The organism is Granulicatella sp. HMSC31F03 (genome assembly GCF_001807725.1).
Taxonomy (GTDB): Bacteria; Bacillota; Bacilli; order Lactobacillales; family Aerococcaceae; genus Granulicatella; species Granulicatella adiacens.
This window is the reverse complement of sequence record NZ_KV790866.1, coordinates 93,123-111,323: the sequence shown is the minus strand read 5'-3', so window position 1 is coordinate 111,323 and position 18,201 is coordinate 93,123. Positions and strand designations below refer to the sequence as shown.

General features: G+C 36.7%; 17 protein-coding genes and 1 other annotated feature. Of the genes, 16 read left to right on the top strand and 1 reads right to left on the bottom strand.

The annotated features are described in order from the left end of the window. Positions 1-50 precede the first annotated feature (50 nt). The 4 genes from HMPREF3106_RS06975 (at position 51) to thiI (ending at position 6,960) form a co-directional block, all read left to right on the top strand. The gene (locus HMPREF3106_RS06975) at positions 51-1,907 is read left to right on the top strand and encodes a LysM peptidoglycan-binding domain-containing protein (RefSeq protein WP_246827552.1); all 1,857 of its coding nucleotides are present in this window, start codon (positions 51-53) and stop codon (positions 1,905-1,907) included. An 18-nt stretch (positions 1,908-1,925) separates the two neighbouring features. Next, positions 1,926-2,121: a binding site (T-box leader), on the top strand. Positions 2,122-2,167: 46 nt separating this feature from the next. Further along, positions 2,168-4,582, top strand: coding sequence for a leucine--tRNA ligase (gene leuS, locus HMPREF3106_RS06970; RefSeq protein ID WP_070445377.1), 2,415 nt, complete (start codon positions 2,168-2,170; stop codon positions 4,580-4,582). 22 nt (positions 4,583-4,604) lie between these two features. Then, the gene (locus tag HMPREF3106_RS06965; RefSeq protein WP_070445374.1) at positions 4,605-5,729 is read left to right on the top strand and encodes a cysteine desulfurase family protein; all 1,125 of its coding nucleotides are present in this window, start codon (positions 4,605-4,607) and stop codon (positions 5,727-5,729) included. A gap of 13 nt (positions 5,730-5,742) precedes the next feature. After that, positions 5,743-6,960 (top strand): tRNA uracil 4-sulfurtransferase ThiI, encoded by a 1,218-nt coding sequence (gene thiI, locus HMPREF3106_RS06960; protein WP_070445371.1) that lies wholly within the window; start codon positions 5,743-5,745, stop codon positions 6,958-6,960. 50 nt (positions 6,961-7,010) lie between these two features. Here the strand turns inward: thiI and HMPREF3106_RS06955 are convergent, their stop codons facing one another. Next, entirely contained in the window at positions 7,011-8,429 is a 1,419-nt protein-coding gene (locus tag HMPREF3106_RS06955; RefSeq protein ID WP_070445368.1) for an N-acetylmuramoyl-L-alanine amidase, read from the bottom strand. Between the two features lie 142 nt (positions 8,430-8,571). On the opposite strand from HMPREF3106_RS06955, the gene HMPREF3106_RS06950 reads away from it, so the two are divergent. From HMPREF3106_RS06950 to glyQ, 12 genes are all read left to right on the top strand, one after another. Further along, positions 8,572-9,474: a deoxyribonuclease IV gene (locus tag HMPREF3106_RS06950; protein WP_070445365.1), complete on the top strand. Its 903-nt coding sequence runs from the start codon at positions 8,572-8,574 to the stop codon at positions 9,472-9,474. 82 nt (positions 9,475-9,556) lie between these two features. Then, positions 9,557-9,970, top strand: coding sequence for a Fur family transcriptional regulator (locus HMPREF3106_RS06945; protein WP_070445421.1), 414 nt, complete (start codon positions 9,557-9,559; stop codon positions 9,968-9,970). Between the two features lie 156 nt (positions 9,971-10,126). After that, positions 10,127-10,300, top strand: a complete 174-nt coding sequence (gene rpsU, locus HMPREF3106_RS06940) for a 30S ribosomal protein S21 (protein WP_005605651.1) — start codon at positions 10,127-10,129, stop codon at positions 10,298-10,300. Positions 10,301-10,395: 95 nt separating this feature from the next. Further along, positions 10,396-10,842 carry a GatB/YqeY domain-containing protein gene (locus HMPREF3106_RS06935; protein WP_070437111.1) on the top strand — a complete coding sequence of 149 codons (447 nt, stop codon included), beginning with the start codon at positions 10,396-10,398 and terminating at the stop codon, positions 10,840-10,842. Positions 10,843-10,864: 22 nt separating this feature from the next. Further along, positions 10,865-11,872, top strand: coding sequence for a PhoH family protein (locus tag HMPREF3106_RS06930; protein ID WP_070445362.1), 1,008 nt, complete (start codon positions 10,865-10,867; stop codon positions 11,870-11,872). Then, positions 11,853-14,045: an HD family phosphohydrolase gene (locus HMPREF3106_RS06925; RefSeq protein WP_246827550.1), complete on the top strand. Its 2,193-nt coding sequence runs from the start codon at positions 11,853-11,855 to the stop codon at positions 14,043-14,045. The genes HMPREF3106_RS06930 and HMPREF3106_RS06925 overlap by 20 nt, the downstream gene beginning before the upstream one ends. A gap of 151 nt (positions 14,046-14,196) precedes the next feature. After that, positions 14,197-14,685 (top strand): rRNA maturation RNase YbeY, encoded by a 489-nt coding sequence (gene ybeY, locus HMPREF3106_RS06920; RefSeq protein WP_039848795.1) that lies wholly within the window; start codon positions 14,197-14,199, stop codon positions 14,683-14,685. Next, positions 14,675-15,055, top strand: coding sequence for a diacylglycerol kinase family protein (locus tag HMPREF3106_RS06915; RefSeq protein ID WP_070445355.1), 381 nt, complete (start codon positions 14,675-14,677; stop codon positions 15,053-15,055). The genes ybeY and HMPREF3106_RS06915 overlap by 11 nt, the downstream gene beginning before the upstream one ends. A 9-nt stretch (positions 15,056-15,064) precedes the next feature. Further along, positions 15,065-15,973 (top strand): GTPase Era, encoded by a 909-nt coding sequence (era, locus tag HMPREF3106_RS06910; protein ID WP_005605640.1) that lies wholly within the window; start codon positions 15,065-15,067, stop codon positions 15,971-15,973. 11 nt (positions 15,974-15,984) lie between these two features. After that, positions 15,985-16,767, top strand: coding sequence for a DNA repair protein RecO (gene recO, locus HMPREF3106_RS06905; protein ID WP_005605639.1), 783 nt, complete (start codon positions 15,985-15,987; stop codon positions 16,765-16,767). 286 nt (positions 16,768-17,053) lie between these two features. Further along, the gene (locus tag HMPREF3106_RS06900; protein WP_039848794.1) at positions 17,054-17,296 is read left to right on the top strand and encodes a hypothetical protein; all 243 of its coding nucleotides are present in this window, start codon (positions 17,054-17,056) and stop codon (positions 17,294-17,296) included. Positions 17,297-17,310: 14 nt separating this feature from the next. Further along, entirely contained in the window at positions 17,311-18,195 is an 885-nt protein-coding gene (glyQ, locus tag HMPREF3106_RS06895) for a glycine--tRNA ligase subunit alpha (protein WP_070445353.1), read from the top strand. Positions 18,196-18,201 lie beyond the last annotated feature (6 nt).

Genomic DNA, 18,201 nt, shown 5'->3' with positions numbered 1-18,201 from the left:
TATCCTACTATAATGGATTACGAATTAGTTTTTAGATGGAGGATAAAAGGATGACAGAAACAAAACACGAAAGATATTTACGTTTAAAAAAAGAAAATCAAATGAAGGCTTTAAAAGCTGCTAATAAAAATTTACAAAAGACAGTTGCTGTCGTTGGAGCAACTACAGTAGCAGGTTTAGCATTAGCGCCAAAATCTCATGCATATACTGTACCTACGAATCAAGTACAAACTCCTGCACAACGATTCTTAAATAAGATTATTCCAGCAGCTCAACAAGCTACTGAAGGTAAAGATGTCTATACTTCAGTAATGATCGCACAGGCAGCTCTAGAATCTGCATGGGGAACAAGTGCGTTAGCTTCTGAACCAAACCATAACTTATTTGGTGTAAAAGGGAACTATAATGGTCAATCTGTCAATATGTATACTTTAGAAGATGCCGGAGCGCAAAACTACTACGGTATTCATGATAATTTTAGAAAATATCCATCATACAAAGAATCAATGGATGATTATGTAGATAAAATTGTTAATGGGATTAAAGGAGCTCCAATGTTCTATTCTGGTGCATGGAAGAGCCGTACAAATAGCTATCAAGATGCTACACGTTATTTAACTGGCCGTTATGCAACGGACACTGCGTATTATGCTAAATTAAACCGCATTATTGAACAATTTGGATTGACAAAATATGATAATGGAACTGCTACGGCTATCGCAGCGTCAATTGAAGAGAAATCTTCAATTGGAGGACAATATACTGTTCAAGCAGGGGATACATTATATGCTATCAGCCGTAAATCGGGTGTTAGTGTAAATCAATTATTGTCTTTAAATGGATTATCATTAAATTCAGTGATTCGTCCAGGACAATCTTTATCATTAGGAAATAATACAAAACAAACTACTAATACAGTAGTATCAACTCCTGTAAGTACTACATCTGTTTCAAAAGCAAATGGTACTTATACCGTAAAAGCTGGTGATACCCTATATGGTATCAGCCGTAAATTTGGGATGAGCTTATCGCAATTAATTTCATCCAATGGAATTTCTACATCAAGTATCATTCGCCCAGGACAAACATTACGTGTAGTTGGTGGTGAAGCTTCTTCTACAGTAGTTAGAACATCTACTTCTACAGCTCGTACAAGCGGTGGAAACTATGTTGTCCAAGCGGGAGACACTTTATACAGTATCGCTCGTCGTTCAGGAATGAGTTTAAATTCATTATTAACCTTAAATGGTTTATCTCAAACATCTATCATTTATCCTGGTCAAAGTTTAACAGTGAGTCAATCAGAAGGAAACTTCTCAACTCCAGTAAGTACTAAAACAAATAGCGCATCTTCAGTAGTATCAACTTCAGGGACCTATACTGTAAAAGCAGGGGATACATTATATAGTATTGCTCGTCGTTCAGGTGTGAGCTTGAGTTCGTTATTATCATTAAATGGACTATCTCAATCTTCAGTGATTCGTCCTGGTCAAACACTAAACGTTTCAGGAACTTCAAGTACAACAGTTGCTACTCCAGTAAGTACCGCTAGTCAAGCAACTTCAACTTCAGGGACCTATACTGTAAAAGCAGGAGATACTTTATATCGTATTGCACATAACCATGGAATTTCATTAAGAACATTACTTTCAGTGAATGGATTATCAGAAACTAGTACGATTCGTCCAGGTCAACAATTAGTATTGTCAGGTTCAGCACAAGCAACTACTTCATATTCATCAACACAATCCGTTTCTTCTGGTGCTAAAACTCATACAGTTAAAGCAGGAGAAGGGTTATGGCGTATTGCTAGAACTTACGGACTTTCATTAGAACAATTAAAAGCTCTAAACGGCTTAACTTCAAATGTTATCCGAGTTGGTCAAGTGTTGAAAGTTTCAAAATAATCTGCTAGAATAATACTCACAAAAGCAGAAAGAGGAATAGTAAGTTTCTTTGAAAGTTGTAGAGAGTGCATGGTTGGTGAAAATGCATCAATTCGATAAACTGAACTCGCCTTTTTAGCCGAACTCTGAAGGATTAGTAAGAGTTTCCGCTTCGCCAGCGTTACAGGTAAGAAGAGTAAAATGTTTAGGTGGTAACACGTATTGCGTCCTATCTGTCAGTGACAGGTGGGGCGTTTTTTGTTTTGAAAGGAGTGAATCAGATGACATTTAATCATCTTGAAATAGAGCCAAAATGGCAAAAATATTGGAAAGAACATCATACATTCAAAACAACAGAAGATTCTTCTAAGAAAAACTTCTATGCATTAGATATGTTCCCGTATCCATCAGGACAAGGACTTCACGTAGGTCACCCAGAAGGTTATACAGCAACAGATGCCGTTTCTCGTATGAAACGTGCACAAGGGTACAATGTTCTTCATCCAATGGGATGGGATGCGTTTGGACTTCCTGCAGAGCAATATGCTCTGGACACAGGAAATGATCCGGCAGAATTCACGAAAGTAAACGTAGCAAACTTCAAACGTCAAATTAATGAATTAGGTTTTAGTTATGACTGGGACCGTGAAATTAACACAACAGATCCAGAGTACTATAAATGGACACAATGGATTTTCACTAAATTAGTGGAAATGGGACTTGCATATGAAGCTGAAATTCCAGTGAACTGGTGTCCAGCGCTTGGAACAGTACTTGCTAACGAAGAAGTTATCGATGGTAAGAGTGAACGTGGAGGACATCCAGTTTACCGTAAACCAATGAAACAATGGATGTTGAAAATTACAGCATATGCAGACCGCCTATTAGAAGATTTGGATGATCTAGATTGGCCTGAAAGTATTAAAGATATGCAACGTAACTGGATTGGCCGTTCAGAAGGGGCTCAAGTTCGTTTCAATATAAAAGGAACAGACGAAAGTTTTGAAGTGTTCACGACACGTCCGGACACATTATTTGGAGCGACTTACAATGTATTAGCGCCAGAACACGAATTGGTTCAAAAGATTGTCACTCCTGAACAAAAAGAAGCAGTGGATGCTTATATTGCAGCCGTTTCTACGAAATCCGACTTAGAACGTACAGAACTTTCTAAAGAAAAAACAGGGGTATTCACTGGAGCGTATGCGATTAACCCAGTGAATGGAAAAGAAATCCCAATCTGGATTGCAGACTATGTATTAAGTACTTATGGTACAGGTGCCATTATGGCCGTTCCAGCTCATGATGAGCGTGACTATGAATTTGCAAAAGTATTTGGATTAGACATTATTCCAGTAATTGAAGGCGGAAATGTTGAAGAAGAAGCATACACTGGTGATGGTGTACATATTCATTCAGATTTCCTGGATGGATTGAATAAAGCGGACGCCATCGCAAAAATGAATGCATGGCTTGAAGAAAATGGCGTAGGAGCAGCAAAAGTAAGCTATCGTCTACGTGACTGGTTGTTCTCTCGTCAACGTTACTGGGGTGAACCAATTCCAGTGATCCATTGGGAAGATGGCACAATGACAACTGTTCCTGAATCTGAATTGCCATTAGTATTGCCAAAAACAGATAAAATTCGTCCTAGTGGTACAGGTGAGTCACCACTGGCTGCAATTGAAGACTGGCTGTATGTAACAGACCCTGTAACAGGTAAAAAAGGTCGCCGTGAAACAAATACAATGCCACAATGGGCAGGTAGTTCATGGTACTTTGTACGTTATGTTGACCCACATAACAAAGAAAGAATTGCGGATCCGGAAAAAGTAAAACAATGGTTACCAGTTGATTTATATATTGGTGGTGCAGAGCATGCCGTTCTTCACTTACTATATGCTCGTTTCTGGTATAAAGTGTTATACGATTTAGGCGTTGTTCCTAACAAAGAACCATTCCAAAAATTATTTAACCAAGGAATGATTCTAGGTGAAGGTAATGAGAAAATGTCTAAATCTAAAGGGAATGTTGTAAACCCTGATGATGTTGTTCGCGAATATGGTGCGGATACATTACGTGTCTATGAAATGTTCATGGGACCACTGGATGCATCGATTGCTTGGAGTGAAAAAGGACTTGAGGGTAGCCGTAAGTTCCTAGATCGCTTCTGGAGATTGATGATCGACGACAACGGTAAAATGCGCGACCGTATTACAAAACTAAATGATGGTAAATTGGATAAAGTGTACCATCAAACAGTGAAGAAAGTAACAGAAGACTTCGAAGAGTTGCATTTCAACACCGCAATTTCTCAAATGATGATTTTCGTCAACGAAGCATACAAAGCAGATGCATTACCATTTGACTTTATGAAAGGTCTAGTACAATTGATTGCGCCATTAGCACCACATATGGCTGAAGAAATCTGGAGTAAATTCGGATTTACTGAATCAATTAGTTACGAACCATGGCCAACTTACGATGAATCTAAATTAGTGGAAGATGAAGTAGAAGTGATTTTCCAAGTCAATGGAAAAATTAAAGCACGCGTAATGGTTCCAACGAATGCAGATGCTGAAGCTCTTGAAGCACTAGCTAAAGAACATGATGCAGTGAAATCAGCCATCGAAGGAAAAACAATCCGTAAAGTAATTGCTGTTCCAGGGCGTTTAGTAAACATCGTTGCGAACTAATAGATTCTGAAAGGATAGTAGAATGATTTATTTTGATAATGCAGCAACAACGAAAATTTATGATGATGCATTAACGAGCTATGTTCAAGTTAGCCAAAAGTTCTTTGGAAATCCATCAAGCTTACACCAATTAGGAGTCGATGCCTATCAAGTGTTGACAAAAGCTAGAGCACAAGTGGCTAGTTTATTATCCGTTCTACCTGAGGAGATTTTCTTCACCTCAGGCGGAACTGAATCGAATAACTGGGCTATAAAAGGAACAGCTTTAGAAAAATCCGTATTTGGGAAGCATATCATCACGACAAAGATTGAACATCCGTCTGTCCTTCAAACGTGTAAGCAATTAGAGCGCTTCGGGTTTGAAGTGACTTATTTAGATGTCGATTCTAAAGGGATTGTTAGTGTTGACCAATTAAAAGAGAACCTTCGTAAAGATACGATTCTAGTGAGTGTAATGGCTGTCAATAATGAAGTTGGTGCAATCCAGCCAATTACGGAAATTGCACAAGTGTTAGAAGAATACCCATCGATTCATTTTCATGTGGACGCTGTTCAAGCAGTAGAACGCGCAAGTCAGCTGCTAGCCATTGGACGTATTGATTTGTTGAGCCTTTCTGCGCATAAATTCCATGGACCAAGAGGCGTTGGGATTATGTATAAGAAATTTGGACGTAAGATTCAAGCGCTCTTAACAGGTGGCGGACAAGAAAAAGGAGAACGTAGTACAACGGAAAACCTTCCAGGAATTGTAGCTACAACAAAAGCTCTGCGAATGGCTCAAGAAGAAAAGTCAGTTACGGGAGACCTTCGTAGCAAACTATGGAAAGAGCTTGCTACAAAACCAGAGATTCGCATCTTTTCACCTGAAGATGGAGCAAGTCATGTATTATGCTTTGCTATTAAAGGCGTTCGTGGAGAGGTGGTTGTCCATGCTTTTGAAAATCATGGCATTTATATTTCTACGACTTCTGCTTGTTCAAGTAAAAAAGTAGATTCATCAAGCACTCTTTATGCGATGGATGTTCCAACTGAATGGGCAACAGGTGCCGTTCGTGTAAGCTTCTCAAACGACAACACAAAAGAAGAAGTCGAACAGTTTATCAATGTTCTGCATCAGTTAATGAAACAATTTTCGTTTTTAAAATAAAAGGAGGAAACCTTTGAAAACTAGAATTTTGATTCGCTATGGTGAACTTTCTACAAAGGGTAGAAACAAGAAAATGTTCACTCAAAAATTAGCGTCAAATATTAAAAAAGCCTTAGTAGACTTTCCTCAGGTAAAGGTGATTCCTGATTATGACTTTATGTATTTAGATTTACATGAAGCACCTGAAGAAGCAGTCATCGAAAAGGTAAAACCAATTTTTGGGATTCAATCTATTTCGCCAGTCTATATTGTTGAAAAAGATATGGAAGTGGCTAAAAAAGTAGTTCTTGACTTATTGAGTCAAGAAGATCTTGAAGGTAAGACGTTTAAAATTATGACAAAACGCTCGGATCACACATTCGAGATGGATACGAATCAAATCAATCTATTCTTAGGAGATGCTGTTCTTGAAGCATTTCCAGATATCAAAGTTCAATTAAAACAACCAGATATTACAGTTCGTATCGATGTGCGCCGTGAACACTTAATGGTGAGTCTTAAGACCATCCCAGGGGCAGGCGGACTTCCTGTTGGAACAAGTGGTCGAGTGATGCTCATGTTATCTGGGGGGATTGATTCTCCAGTAGCTGGGTATCTTGCAATGAAACGTGGGATGGAAATTCAATGCGTGCACTTTGCAAGCCCACCTTATACGAGTCCACAGGCGCTTGAGAAAACAAAACTTTTAGCAGCAAAAATTGCTCGTTTTGGAGGAAGTATTCAATTTTTAACGGTACCATTTTCAAGAATTCAAGAGGAAATCAAGAAGAGTGTGCCGGAAGCGTATTTAATGACGATTATGCGTCGTTTTATGCTTCGAATTACTGATGAGCTTCGTAAAAATGCGAAAGCTCTTGCGATTGCTAATGGGGAATCGGTGGGGCAAGTGGCTTCTCAAACATTAGAGAGCATGGTGGCGATTAATGATGTTACAAATACACCAATTATTCGTCCAGTAGCTACAATGGATAAACTTGATATTATTAAAGTTGCAGAAGAAATTGATACATTCGAGTTATCAATTCAACCGTTTGAGGATTGTTGTACGGTATTTGCACCGCCAAGTCCTAAGACAAAACCGAAACTTGAAAAAGCTCGTCAGTACGAAGCGCGTCTTGATGTAGAAGGGTTAATTAGAGAAGCCGTTGAAGGAACAGTGATTGAGGAAATTACTGCCAATTACACAACCGCCGTTGAAACGGCTCAACAAGAGATTGATGATTTATTTTAAAATAAAAAGAAGCGATGCTATTCCACAGGGAGTAGCATCGCTTCTTTGGTTTATTGGAAGTATTCTTTTAGGGCGTTTGCTATACTTTTTGCGATATTTTCTTGATATTCTTGAGAAGAAATCACTTTATTATCACCTTGGTTGTTTAAGTATCCAAGCTCTAGAAGAATAGATGGACGAGCATTGTCTCTTAATACCATGAAGTTTTGGAATCTGCTTCCTTGGTTTTTAAGAGGTAAGTTACGTGATAAATACTTATTAATGGTTTGACTGAGATTTTCACTTTTATCGCTATAATAATAGGTTGTAGTTCCACTAGCGCTATCGACTTCCGCAGAATCAAAGTGAATACTGATAAATGCATTGGCATTATTTTTATTACTAATTTCAGCACGATCTGCTAAGGAAACGGAACTATCGTCAGTTCTAGTCAAAATAACTTTTGCGCCTAACGCTTCTAATTCTTTCTTAACTAAGAAAGCAGTCGAAAGTGTGTGATCAGCTTCATGTTTTTCACTAAAGTTTACAACAGCACCAGGATCATCTCCGCCGTGACCAGGGTCAATGACAATAGTTGCATTTTTAATTCCTTGTGGGAGGGCGTCATCTGTTTCTATCCCTGCGAAGTTTGCGGTGACTAACCAATATGGTATATATCCATATTTTCCATTGCCTACAGAAACTTTATAGAAATCTCCCTCTCTATCTTCATATACAAATTGCGTTCCTTTATCTACCGTTCCAATTAAATCTGAAGTGATAGATGATTGAGAGTAGATTGGAGTTTCTTTTAGCTTCGTTACAAACATTTTATTGGAATCAATAGTCGTTGGAAGCCCAGCTTGTTTGTTCAATATTTCTTGTATTAATTCAATGGTATAGTTCGAAGAATCGCTATCTACATATCCTTCAGTCTCTTTATAGCGGATTTTTAAAGTTTTATCGGAAACATCTTCAAGAAGATAGAAAATCTCACCATCGGGAATCATCCCAATTTCTTTAGTGTTTTTTTCGGCAGTTTGATAAATCTTCAAACCTCCATTTGCATAACCTTTCATTAAGGTTGTTAGTAAGATGTTGTCATTTTCTTCCACATATCCAACTTGTTCATTATACTGAACTTGTATCCACCCGTTGTCTAGTTTATGTAGAGACAATAAATACTGTCCTTGAGAGATTTCACCTATTGGGATTGACTTTGAATCCATCTTTTGATAAACCTGCACGTTCGAAGAACCAGTATTTACAGCAAACTGAACAATTTTATTTTTTACTCTTGAGGATGTCTGTGTGGTAGAGTTTGTATTTGAATTCTCTACGACCGTTTGACGCGAATTGTTTTCATTTGTAGATGCAGTTTTTTCACTGACTAATGGATAGGCAATTAACCAAAGTGTTAATAATATAAAAATGAAAGCTATGAATTGTTGTGTATTTTTCTTTTTAAATAAATGCAATAATGAATCCATAGAGACTCCTTTAAAATTAAGTATTTCTAATTCATTATACCAATAAAACCCTTATTTGTGTATAAAAAGTTGCTTTGAACTTGATTGTAGTCGAATTTATTAGGTACAATAAAAAAGAATAAGAGCAAATTGGAGGTTTGACATGTTAATTGGATCTCATGTTTCAATGAGCGGTAAAGATATGCTATTAGGATCTGCTAAAGAAGCCTTTAGTTACGGGGCAAATGTTATGATGGTGTATACGGGAGCTCCTCAAAACACCAGAAGAAAACCAATAGAAGAATTAAATGCTGAAATAGGCAAGAAATTTATGACTGAAAACGGAATCAAGGAAGTAGTCGTTCACGCTCCCTATATTATTAACTTAGCCAATACAACAAAAGAAGGATATATTGATTTTGCAATTGATTTTTTGAAAGAAGAATTGAGACGTGCTGAAGCAGTCGGAGCTACACAAGTTGTTTTACATCCAGGCTCTCATGTAGGTGCTGGTGTTGACGTTGGATTGAATCAAATAATTTATGGTCTAAACCAAGTAATTACAAAAGACCAAACAGTTCAAATCGCTTTGGAAACAATGGCCGGAAAAGGAACAGAGTTAGCTCGTACGTTTGAAGAACTAGCTCGTATTATTGATGGAGTGACGTACAATGAACACTTATCGGTTACATTTGATACTTGTCATGTTCATGATGCTGGATACGATATTAAAAACGATTTATCAGGAGTATTGACACAATTCGATAAAACGGTAGGACTTGATCGCATTAAAGTTCTTCATATCAACGATTCTAAAAATCCTGTGGGTGCCCATAAAGATAGACACGAAAATTTTGGGTTTGGAGAAATTGGGTTTGATGCGTTAATGAATGTTATTCAAGTCCCAGAATTTAAAAATCTCCCTAAAATTCTTGAAACTCCATGGATTAAAGTGGAAGATAAAGTTCAGATTGCGCCATACAAGAAAGAGATTGAAATGATTCGTTCTGGAAAATTTGATTCACATTGGATTGAAGAGTTATTAAATCAAGAAAGAAGGAAATAATATGCATTCACACGATCATTGCTGTGGTCACGAACATTGTGAGCACCATCATGAACATCATCATAACCACTCACATAATCATGTGGAAGAAGCATTAGAGATTCTAAAAGAAGCAGGCTACAAGCACACGAATAAACGCCAACGATTGGTTGAAATTTTAAATGATGCGAATCGTTACTTGTCAGCAAAACAGGTGCAAGAGTTAATTGCTTCAGAGTTTCCACAATTAAGTTATGATACAATTTATCGTAATTTATATACCTTTGTACAATTGAATATTTTAGAAGAAACAGAACTAAATGGTGAGAAATTATTTAGATTCCGGTGCCAAACACATGGGCATCATCATCATTTCATTTGTGAAAAGTGTGGTAGTACAAAAGAAATAGATATGTGCCCAATGGACTTCTTCCAAGATCAATTAGAAGGTTGTGAAATTCACTCTCATCGATTCGAGATTTTTGGACTTTGCGAAAAATGCGCAACTAAAGCATAAATTAAGGTTTTCCTAAAAAAGTTCATAGGCAGTATAGAAGTTGATTGACATTTTAGCGAACCTTTCCTATAATAAAAAAAGGACATTTCGTTTGTTTGGTTATTCTATTCAAAAGAAAACAGTTACTTTTAAATGCTCGGAGGGAGGGAATAGGATATGTCAAAAACAGTTGTTCGTAAAAACGAATCACTTGATGATGCTCTTCGTCGCTTCAAACGTACTGTTTCTAAAACCGGAACTTTACAAGAGGCTCGCAAACGTGAGTTTTATGAAAAACCAAGTGTAAGACGTAAGAAAAAATCAGAGGCAGCTCGTAAACGCAAGTTCTAGTCAACTCTGTGTATCATATGACTATGTCAGGCTGGGGCTATAGGTCCCAGTCTTTTTTTATCAATCAAACGAAATACAAGAATGGAGAGAGAACAATGTCATTAAAAGAAACGATTAACAACGATATTAAAACAGCGATGAAAGCAAAGGATAAAGAAACGTTAGCAGTTTTACGTATGATTAAAACAGCAATTCAGGCAGCTGAAATTGACAAAAAATCAGAGCTAACAGCTGAAGAAGAATTAACAATTTTATCACGTGAAGCAAAACAACGTCGTGATTCAATTGTTGAATTTGAAAAAGCAAATCGACCAGAACTAGTTGAAAAAACACAAGGTGAATTAGTGATTGTTGAAAAATATTTGCCAGCACAACTTTCTTTAGAAGAAGTACAAGCAAAAATTGCTGAAATCGCTGAACAAGTAGGAGCGACAACACAAAAAGAATTCGGTAAATTAATGGGTGCCGTAATGCAAGCTCTAAAAGGACAAGCAGACGGTAATGTCATTAAAGAACAAGTAAAAGCACACTTAAATAAATAAGTGTGGATTGGAGGATAACTGATTGGAAAAAGAAACCGTAAAAGCAAGTGTTGAATTAAGCGATAATCCTCAACTAATTCAATTATTTGGTTCTCAAGATCAGAATATTCGTTTTATTGAAGATTCATTCCAAGTACAAATCACTCATCGTGGGGAGCAACTCTTTATTACTGGTGAAGAAGAGAATGTTACTCAAGTTAAAGAACTACTAAACCAGCTTCAAGACTTGATTGCACGTGGGATTAGTATTTCTAAAACAGATATCATCACTGCGGTGAAGATGGCTAAACGTGGTACTTTGGATTACTTTGTTAATTTATATAACGAAGAAATTGGCCGTACATTTGCAGGAAAAGCGATTCGTGCCAAAACATATGGGCAACAACAATACATTCATGCCATTAAAAAGACTGATGTGGTCTTTGGGATTGGACCTGCCGGAACGGGTAAAACGTTCGTTGCCGTTGTGATGGCTGTTCAAGCATTAAAAAAAGGCGAAGTGAAGAAAATAATCTTGACTCGTCCAGCCGTTGAAGCCGGTGAAAATTTAGGTTTCCTACCAGGAGACTTAAAAGAAAAAGTAGATCCATATTTACGTCCGTTATACGATGCTCTTTATACCGTATACGGTATGGAACATACGAATCGACTCTTAGAACGAGGAGTCATTGAAGTGGCGCCGTTAGCGTATATGCGTGGGCGTACTCTAGAAGATTCATTTATCATTTTAGATGAAGCTCAAAATACAACTAGAGCGCAAATGAAAATGTTCTTAACTCGTTTAGGTTTTGGTTCAAAAATGATTGTCAATGGAGATAAGTCTCAAATTGACTTGCCAAAAGGACATCAAGCCAGTGGTCTTTTAGATGCTGAACGCAAGCTAAAAGGAATAAATGGAATTGCGTTTGTAGAATTTGATGCAGGAGACGTTGTACGTCATCCAATCGTATCTGAAATTATTAATGCATATTCAGCACCAACGGAAACTGAAAAGGAACGAGGTGAAGAAAGTGAGACAAAAGCTCCGTAAGTTTCAAGAAACTTTAGGAATGCTCTATCTACCTGCTTTATTAGGGATGACATTTTTAGTGTTACTCATTTTAGGATGGAGTAATGTACAACCAACTTCTTATTCTTTAGAGTTAAATCAAGTTGCTAAAGAAACAATTCGTTCTCCAAGAACAATTGAGGATAAAGAGCAAACCGCAAAAAATCAACAAATGGCGATGGATGGTATTGGAGATATTTATGTTTTTGACCAAACCAAACAACAACAACAAATTGATAAAGTAAAGCAGTTTTTCCAAGCGATTAAAACTGTTGCGGCCAAATCATCAAGCGAAATATTTGGGGGAGATTCAACTACCACAACGACTGGAGAAACATCTACAAAAGTAGCTACAATTCAAGATAGATTAAGCTATTTTAAGAAAAGTTTAGATAGGGAAAATAAAGCCATTCGAGATTTTGCTTTGTATATTAAAGATAGTGTTATTGTTCAGCTTTTATCGGCTAGTTCTGAAAAAATAGAGAGCTATGAGAAGGCTGTAGAAGACGCAACGAAGGAACAAATGGCTTCTTCTATTACAGATTCTAATCTGTTGCAAGCGCAAGAAGTTGCAAAAAGATCTTTGTTTAATGGTGGATTCTCTGATTCAGAACGTGAATTATTAGGACAATTGTTAACCAATAGCATTGTTGCTAATAATGTAGTGGATAAAGATGCAACCAACAGTGCAAAAGAGAATGCGAAGCAAAGCGTCTCAACCGTTAGAATTCTTCAAGGTCAAGTGCTTATCCAAGAAGGGCATATTATTACTCAAGAAGATTTACGTATTCTTGAATTACTCGGTATTAATGGGACAACAAACAATTATCATCAACTCTATAGTTACTTGATTTTCCTTGGAATCTTTATCGTTAGTCTACTAGTATTCTCGCTTCGATATAAAGTGGGAGTTTCAAGTAAAGACTGGGATACCCGGTTGAATGAATTAACAGTATTTAGTTTTGTTTTTTCAATGGGCGCTGTACTGTTGAAAATTTTATCGTTCTTGCAAAATAGAGGGATTGATTACATTGGTGTTGCTTTTCCAATTGCTGGATTAATCTATCTTATTTATAAATTAACCTCAAAATTTTTCTTTACAATTATTGCGATGTTAGTTTATCCAATTTTAGTCTGGTTTATGTTTGGTAGTGACAATATCAATACTGAAATAGCATTAACAACTGTTTATTTTTCTCTTGCGGCTTGGTTAGGAGTTGTTCAAGAAGTTTATTGGAAAAAATTATCTTGGTTTAAACAATTACTTCTACAAATTGTAATTCCTGTTTCGTTAATGATTCCGTTTGTATTTTTTAGTAATTATGAACTCGTTTCTACTCAATCTGGTTGGTTATTTGCATTTGCTGCGATTAGTGGATTTTTATCATATGTAATTCCAGTCATTTTAATGCCATATTTAACTTATCTTTTTGAAGATAGTTCAGTTCTTTTATGGGCAGAGTTATCTAATCCAAATCAACCTCTGTTAAAAGATTTAATTACAAAAGCACCAGGGACTTATCACCACAGTCTAATGGTGGCTAATATTTCAGCAAACTGTGTTGAGGCAATTGGGGGAGATTCTCAATTAGCACGAGTAGCAAGTTATTATCATGATATTGGAAAAACTGAGCACCCGTTCTTCTTTATTGAAAACTTGCCTGCTCATATGGAAAGTCCGCATAAAATGATTGGACCTTATGAATCAAAAGAAATCATTTTTGATCATGTTCGTAAAGGAGTAGAAATCTTAAAAGAACATCAATTACCAAAATCAGTAATTGATATTTGTGCAGAACATCATGGAACTACTTTGATGAAATACTTTTATGCAGAAGCCCTAAAAGAAAATCCGGATGCAATCGAAGAGGATTTCAGATATCCTGGTCCAAAACCTCAGACCAAAGAGTCGGCGGTCATTAATATTGTAGATAGTGCAGAAGCTGCAACTCGAGCGATGAAAGAGCCTACTTTAGAAAAAGTTCAGAATTTGGTTCATTCTATCATTATGAATCGCTTGGAAGATGGTCAGTTTGTAGAATGTGATATTACGATGAAAGAGTTGTCCATTATAGAAAAAAATATTGTGGCTTCTCTAAACGGAACATTCCATTCGCGAATAGAGTATCCAAAAATTGTAAAAAAACCTAGTTAAGAGTTAGTATCCTTTCCTTTAAGATTGTTTAATGAACAATTTTGGGGGAAAGGATCATTTTTATTTAATGTTTAGTTCAACATTCGTCAAAGTTCCAATAATGTAGGGAGTTTGTTAAAATAATAGTGACATGAATAAAGGAGATTTTAAAATGATTATTGAAATTATTGATGAAACAGAAGTAGTTCCAGAAAGTCATCAAGAACTGGTTCATAAGGTGGTATCTTTTGCAGCAGATTTTCTAAAAATACCTCAAACAAAAGAATGTAGTATTTCTTTCGTATCTAGTGAACGGATTCGAGAAATCAATCGTGATTTTAGAAATATCGATAAAGTAACGGATGTTATCAGTTTTGCATTGGATGATGACGATGATGATTTGGCAAGCATGCAGTCAATTATGGAGGAAGATGATAGTTTCGTGACTTCAATTGGAGATATTGTCATCTCTTTAGACCGTGCAAAAGAACAAGCAGAAGATTATGGTCATTCGCTTGAAAGAGAACTTGGATTTTTAGCACTTCACGGATTTTTACATTTAAATGGCTATGACCATCAAACTGAAGAAGAGGAAGCTGAAATGACAGGATTGCAACAAGAAATCTTAGAAGCTTATGGGTTAACTAGAAATGACGGATAGACAAACGGGAAAAAATTCAACCTTTTTGACTTCAATGAAACATGCACTACACGGAATCAAAACAGTTATTCATGAAGAACGGAATATGAAAGCTCATTTGTCCATGGCGGCGTTGGCCATATTGATAAGTTTCATTTCTGGACTAACTGCACTCGAATGGTGTTTTATATTACTTTGTATATTTTTAGTATTAGTCATGGAGATATTAAACACAGTTGTTGAAAATTTGGTAGATTTATTAGTGAAAAAGGAATATCATATTGAAGCTAAAAAGGCAAAAGATATTGCAGCAGATGGAGTATTGTTAAGCGCAGGTTTTACAGTCGTTATTGCGATAATTATAATTTTGCCAAAATGGTTTCATTTTTAAGGAGAGAGTATGACAAAATCATTTAAATCAGGATTTGTAGCGATTGTGGGGCGACCTAACGTCGGCAAATCAACATTTATGAACTATGTGTTAGGTCAGAAGATTGCCATTATGTCTGATAAAGCACAAACCACAAGAAATAAAATTCAAGGAGTCTATACTAAAGATAACGCTCAGATTGTCTTTTTAGATACGCCTGGAATTCATAAACCAAAACATGAGCTTGGTGAATTCATGGTGAAGAGTGCCTATTCTGCTTTAAAAGAAGTGGATGCAGTCTTATTTATGGTCAATGTCAGTGAAAAACGTGGGCCAGGAGACGACTTCATTATTGAAAAGCTAAAAGGAATTAAGACACCGATTTTTTTAGTGTTAAATAAGATTGACCTTGTTACACCAGAAGTGTTATTAGAGCGTGTTGAAAGTTATAAAGATGCTCTTGATTTTGCGGGAGTATTCCCAATTTCAGTATTACAAGGAAATAATGTGAACGAATTAATGGAAGCACTTATAGAAGCTCTTCCTGAAGGTCCACAATATTATCCAGCAGACCAAATCACTGATCATCCTGAATACTTTGTGGTTTCAGAATTAATTCGTGAGAAGATTTTACAGTTAACGCAGGAAGAAATTCCTCACTCGGTGGCTGTAACAGTGGATAAGATGCAAAAAGATGAATTTGATAAGGTTCATGTCTATGCAAATATTATCGTGGAGCGAAAATCACAAAAAGGTATTATTATCGGTAAAGGTGGACGTCTCTTGAAAGAAATTGGGACGAGAGCTAGACGAGATATTCAACAATTACTCGGAAATAAGGTTTATCTTGAATTGTGGGTAAAAGTCGAAAAAGATTGGCGTAAACGTAAAAGTAATCTACAAGAATACGGATATAAAGAGACAGACTATAGAGATTAGGATGAAATCAAATGGATTATTACCACTATTTTGATGGGATTGTCATAATGAGACAGACGTACCGAGAAAAAGATATGCTCGTAAAAATTTTGACGAGAGACCACGGAAAGTTGATGTTCTTTTTACGAAATGCACAGCAAAGCAATCATCCATTAACGGCTGCAACACAGGTGTTTACAAGAGCGACTTTCCTGGGGCATATTCATCAAAATGGGTTTAGTTTCCTAAAGGATAGTCACGATATTAAGCCTGCAACGATTGTCTTACAAGATGTAAAGGCACAAGCAGTTTTAGCGTATTTAACACAATTAACAGATGCGGTGATGGATGACCATATAGTGAATAAGACGGTATTTCAACTGCTGTGGGACTCTATTGAAGCCATTAATAATGGAATCGATGCAGAAGTAATTTTGAGGTTCTTTGAAATCAAGATTCTACGTTACTTTGGAGTCGAAGTGGAGTGGCAACATTGTGTTATTTGTAATAGGGATACGGACTTAGTTGATTTTTCGATTCAAAAGCATGGATGCCTGTGTAAGAATCATTTAGACGAAGATGAGTATCGCATGCAACTGTCTAGAAAGGCATTGTACGTAGCAAGGCAATTAGCGCTTGTGAATACTCCAAAACAAATAGGGTCTATTCAGTTATCGGGTGAGACTACAAGTGAATTAAGACGGTTGTTTGACACCATTATGGATGAGTATGTGGGCATACGTTTGAAGAGCAAAAAATTCTTAGATCAGATGGTCGAATGGGAAACGTTAATGCAGAAAAGAGGACAAGATTAAGAGTAGCGCAAAACGCTGTCTTTACTTGACTTTTTAAGCAATTATCGGTACTATAGTGGAAGATTAATAGGACGTTGACAGTGAGATTTTTAATGATAAAATGTCAAAGAGAGTATGGGCTGGTGGAATCCATATCATGGGTCATTAAAAGTGGCGCACTTGAGTCTATCAACAATGAAGCTTGGTTTTAAACCAAGAAATTAGGGTGGAACCGCGATTAGTCGTCCCTATGTATGCTTTTTGTGTACATAGGGACTTTTTTTATTTAGCCAAAGGAGGAAATAATATGGATTTTACAATGGTCATTCCAGCTTCAGAATTCAAAGATTTTCAATTGAAGGTGGTTTCTTTAGCACCAATTAAAGTCAGTGTGATTGGCCATGAAGATGAAGTGTTGGAAGAATTCCAAACAAGTGCAAACTATTCAATGTACGGCTTTAAAACAAAGAATGAAGCGATTAAAGAAGTTAAATGTGAAGTGATTCCTGGAGTGATTTATGAATTCTATCCAGTAGTGAATGCACAATAGAAAGGAGAACAATTATGGCAAAAAAATTAAGTATTCAAGAAATTATTTTAACATTACAAAATTATTGGTCTAACCAAGGATGCTTGCTTCTTCAAGCATACGATACTGAAAAAGGGGCGGGGACAATGAGTCCTTATACATTCCTTCGTGCGATTGGACCAGAACCATGGAATGCCGCGTACGTGGAACCTTCACGTCGTCCAGCAGATGGTCGTTACGGGGAAAATCCAAACCGTTTATTCCAACACCACCAATTCCAAGTGGTGATGAAACCATCTCCTGAAAATATTCAAGAATTATATTTAGGAAGCTTAGAAGCTCTTGGAATTAACCCGTTAGAACACGATATTCGTTTCGTAGAAGATAACTGGGAAAATCCATCTCTAGGCTGCGCTGGTTTAGGATGGGAAGTATGGCTTGACGGAATGGAAGTGACTCAATTTACGTACTTCCAACAAGTAGGTGGACTAGAATGTCACCCTGTAACAAGTGAGATCACTTATGGTTTAGAACGTCTTGCTTCATACATTCAAGAAGTAGAGAGTGTTTATGATTTAGTATGGACTGGAGATGTTAAATATGGGGATATCTTCACTCAACCAGAATATGAACATTCTAAATACGCTTTTGAAGAAAGCAATGCAGAATTATTAATGCAATTATTTACAGACTTTGAAAAAGAAGCCACTGTATTAATGGAAAAAGGCTTAGTTCACCCAGCTTATGACTATGTATTGAAATGCTCTCATGCATTTAACTTAATGGATGCTCGCGGAATAATTTCTGCAACAGACCGTGCTGGATTCCTTGGCCGTATTCGTAAAATGGCTCGTACAATCGCGAAAACTTTCGTGGCTGAACGTGAAGCATTAGGATTCCCATTATTGAAAGAGAAATAAGAGAGT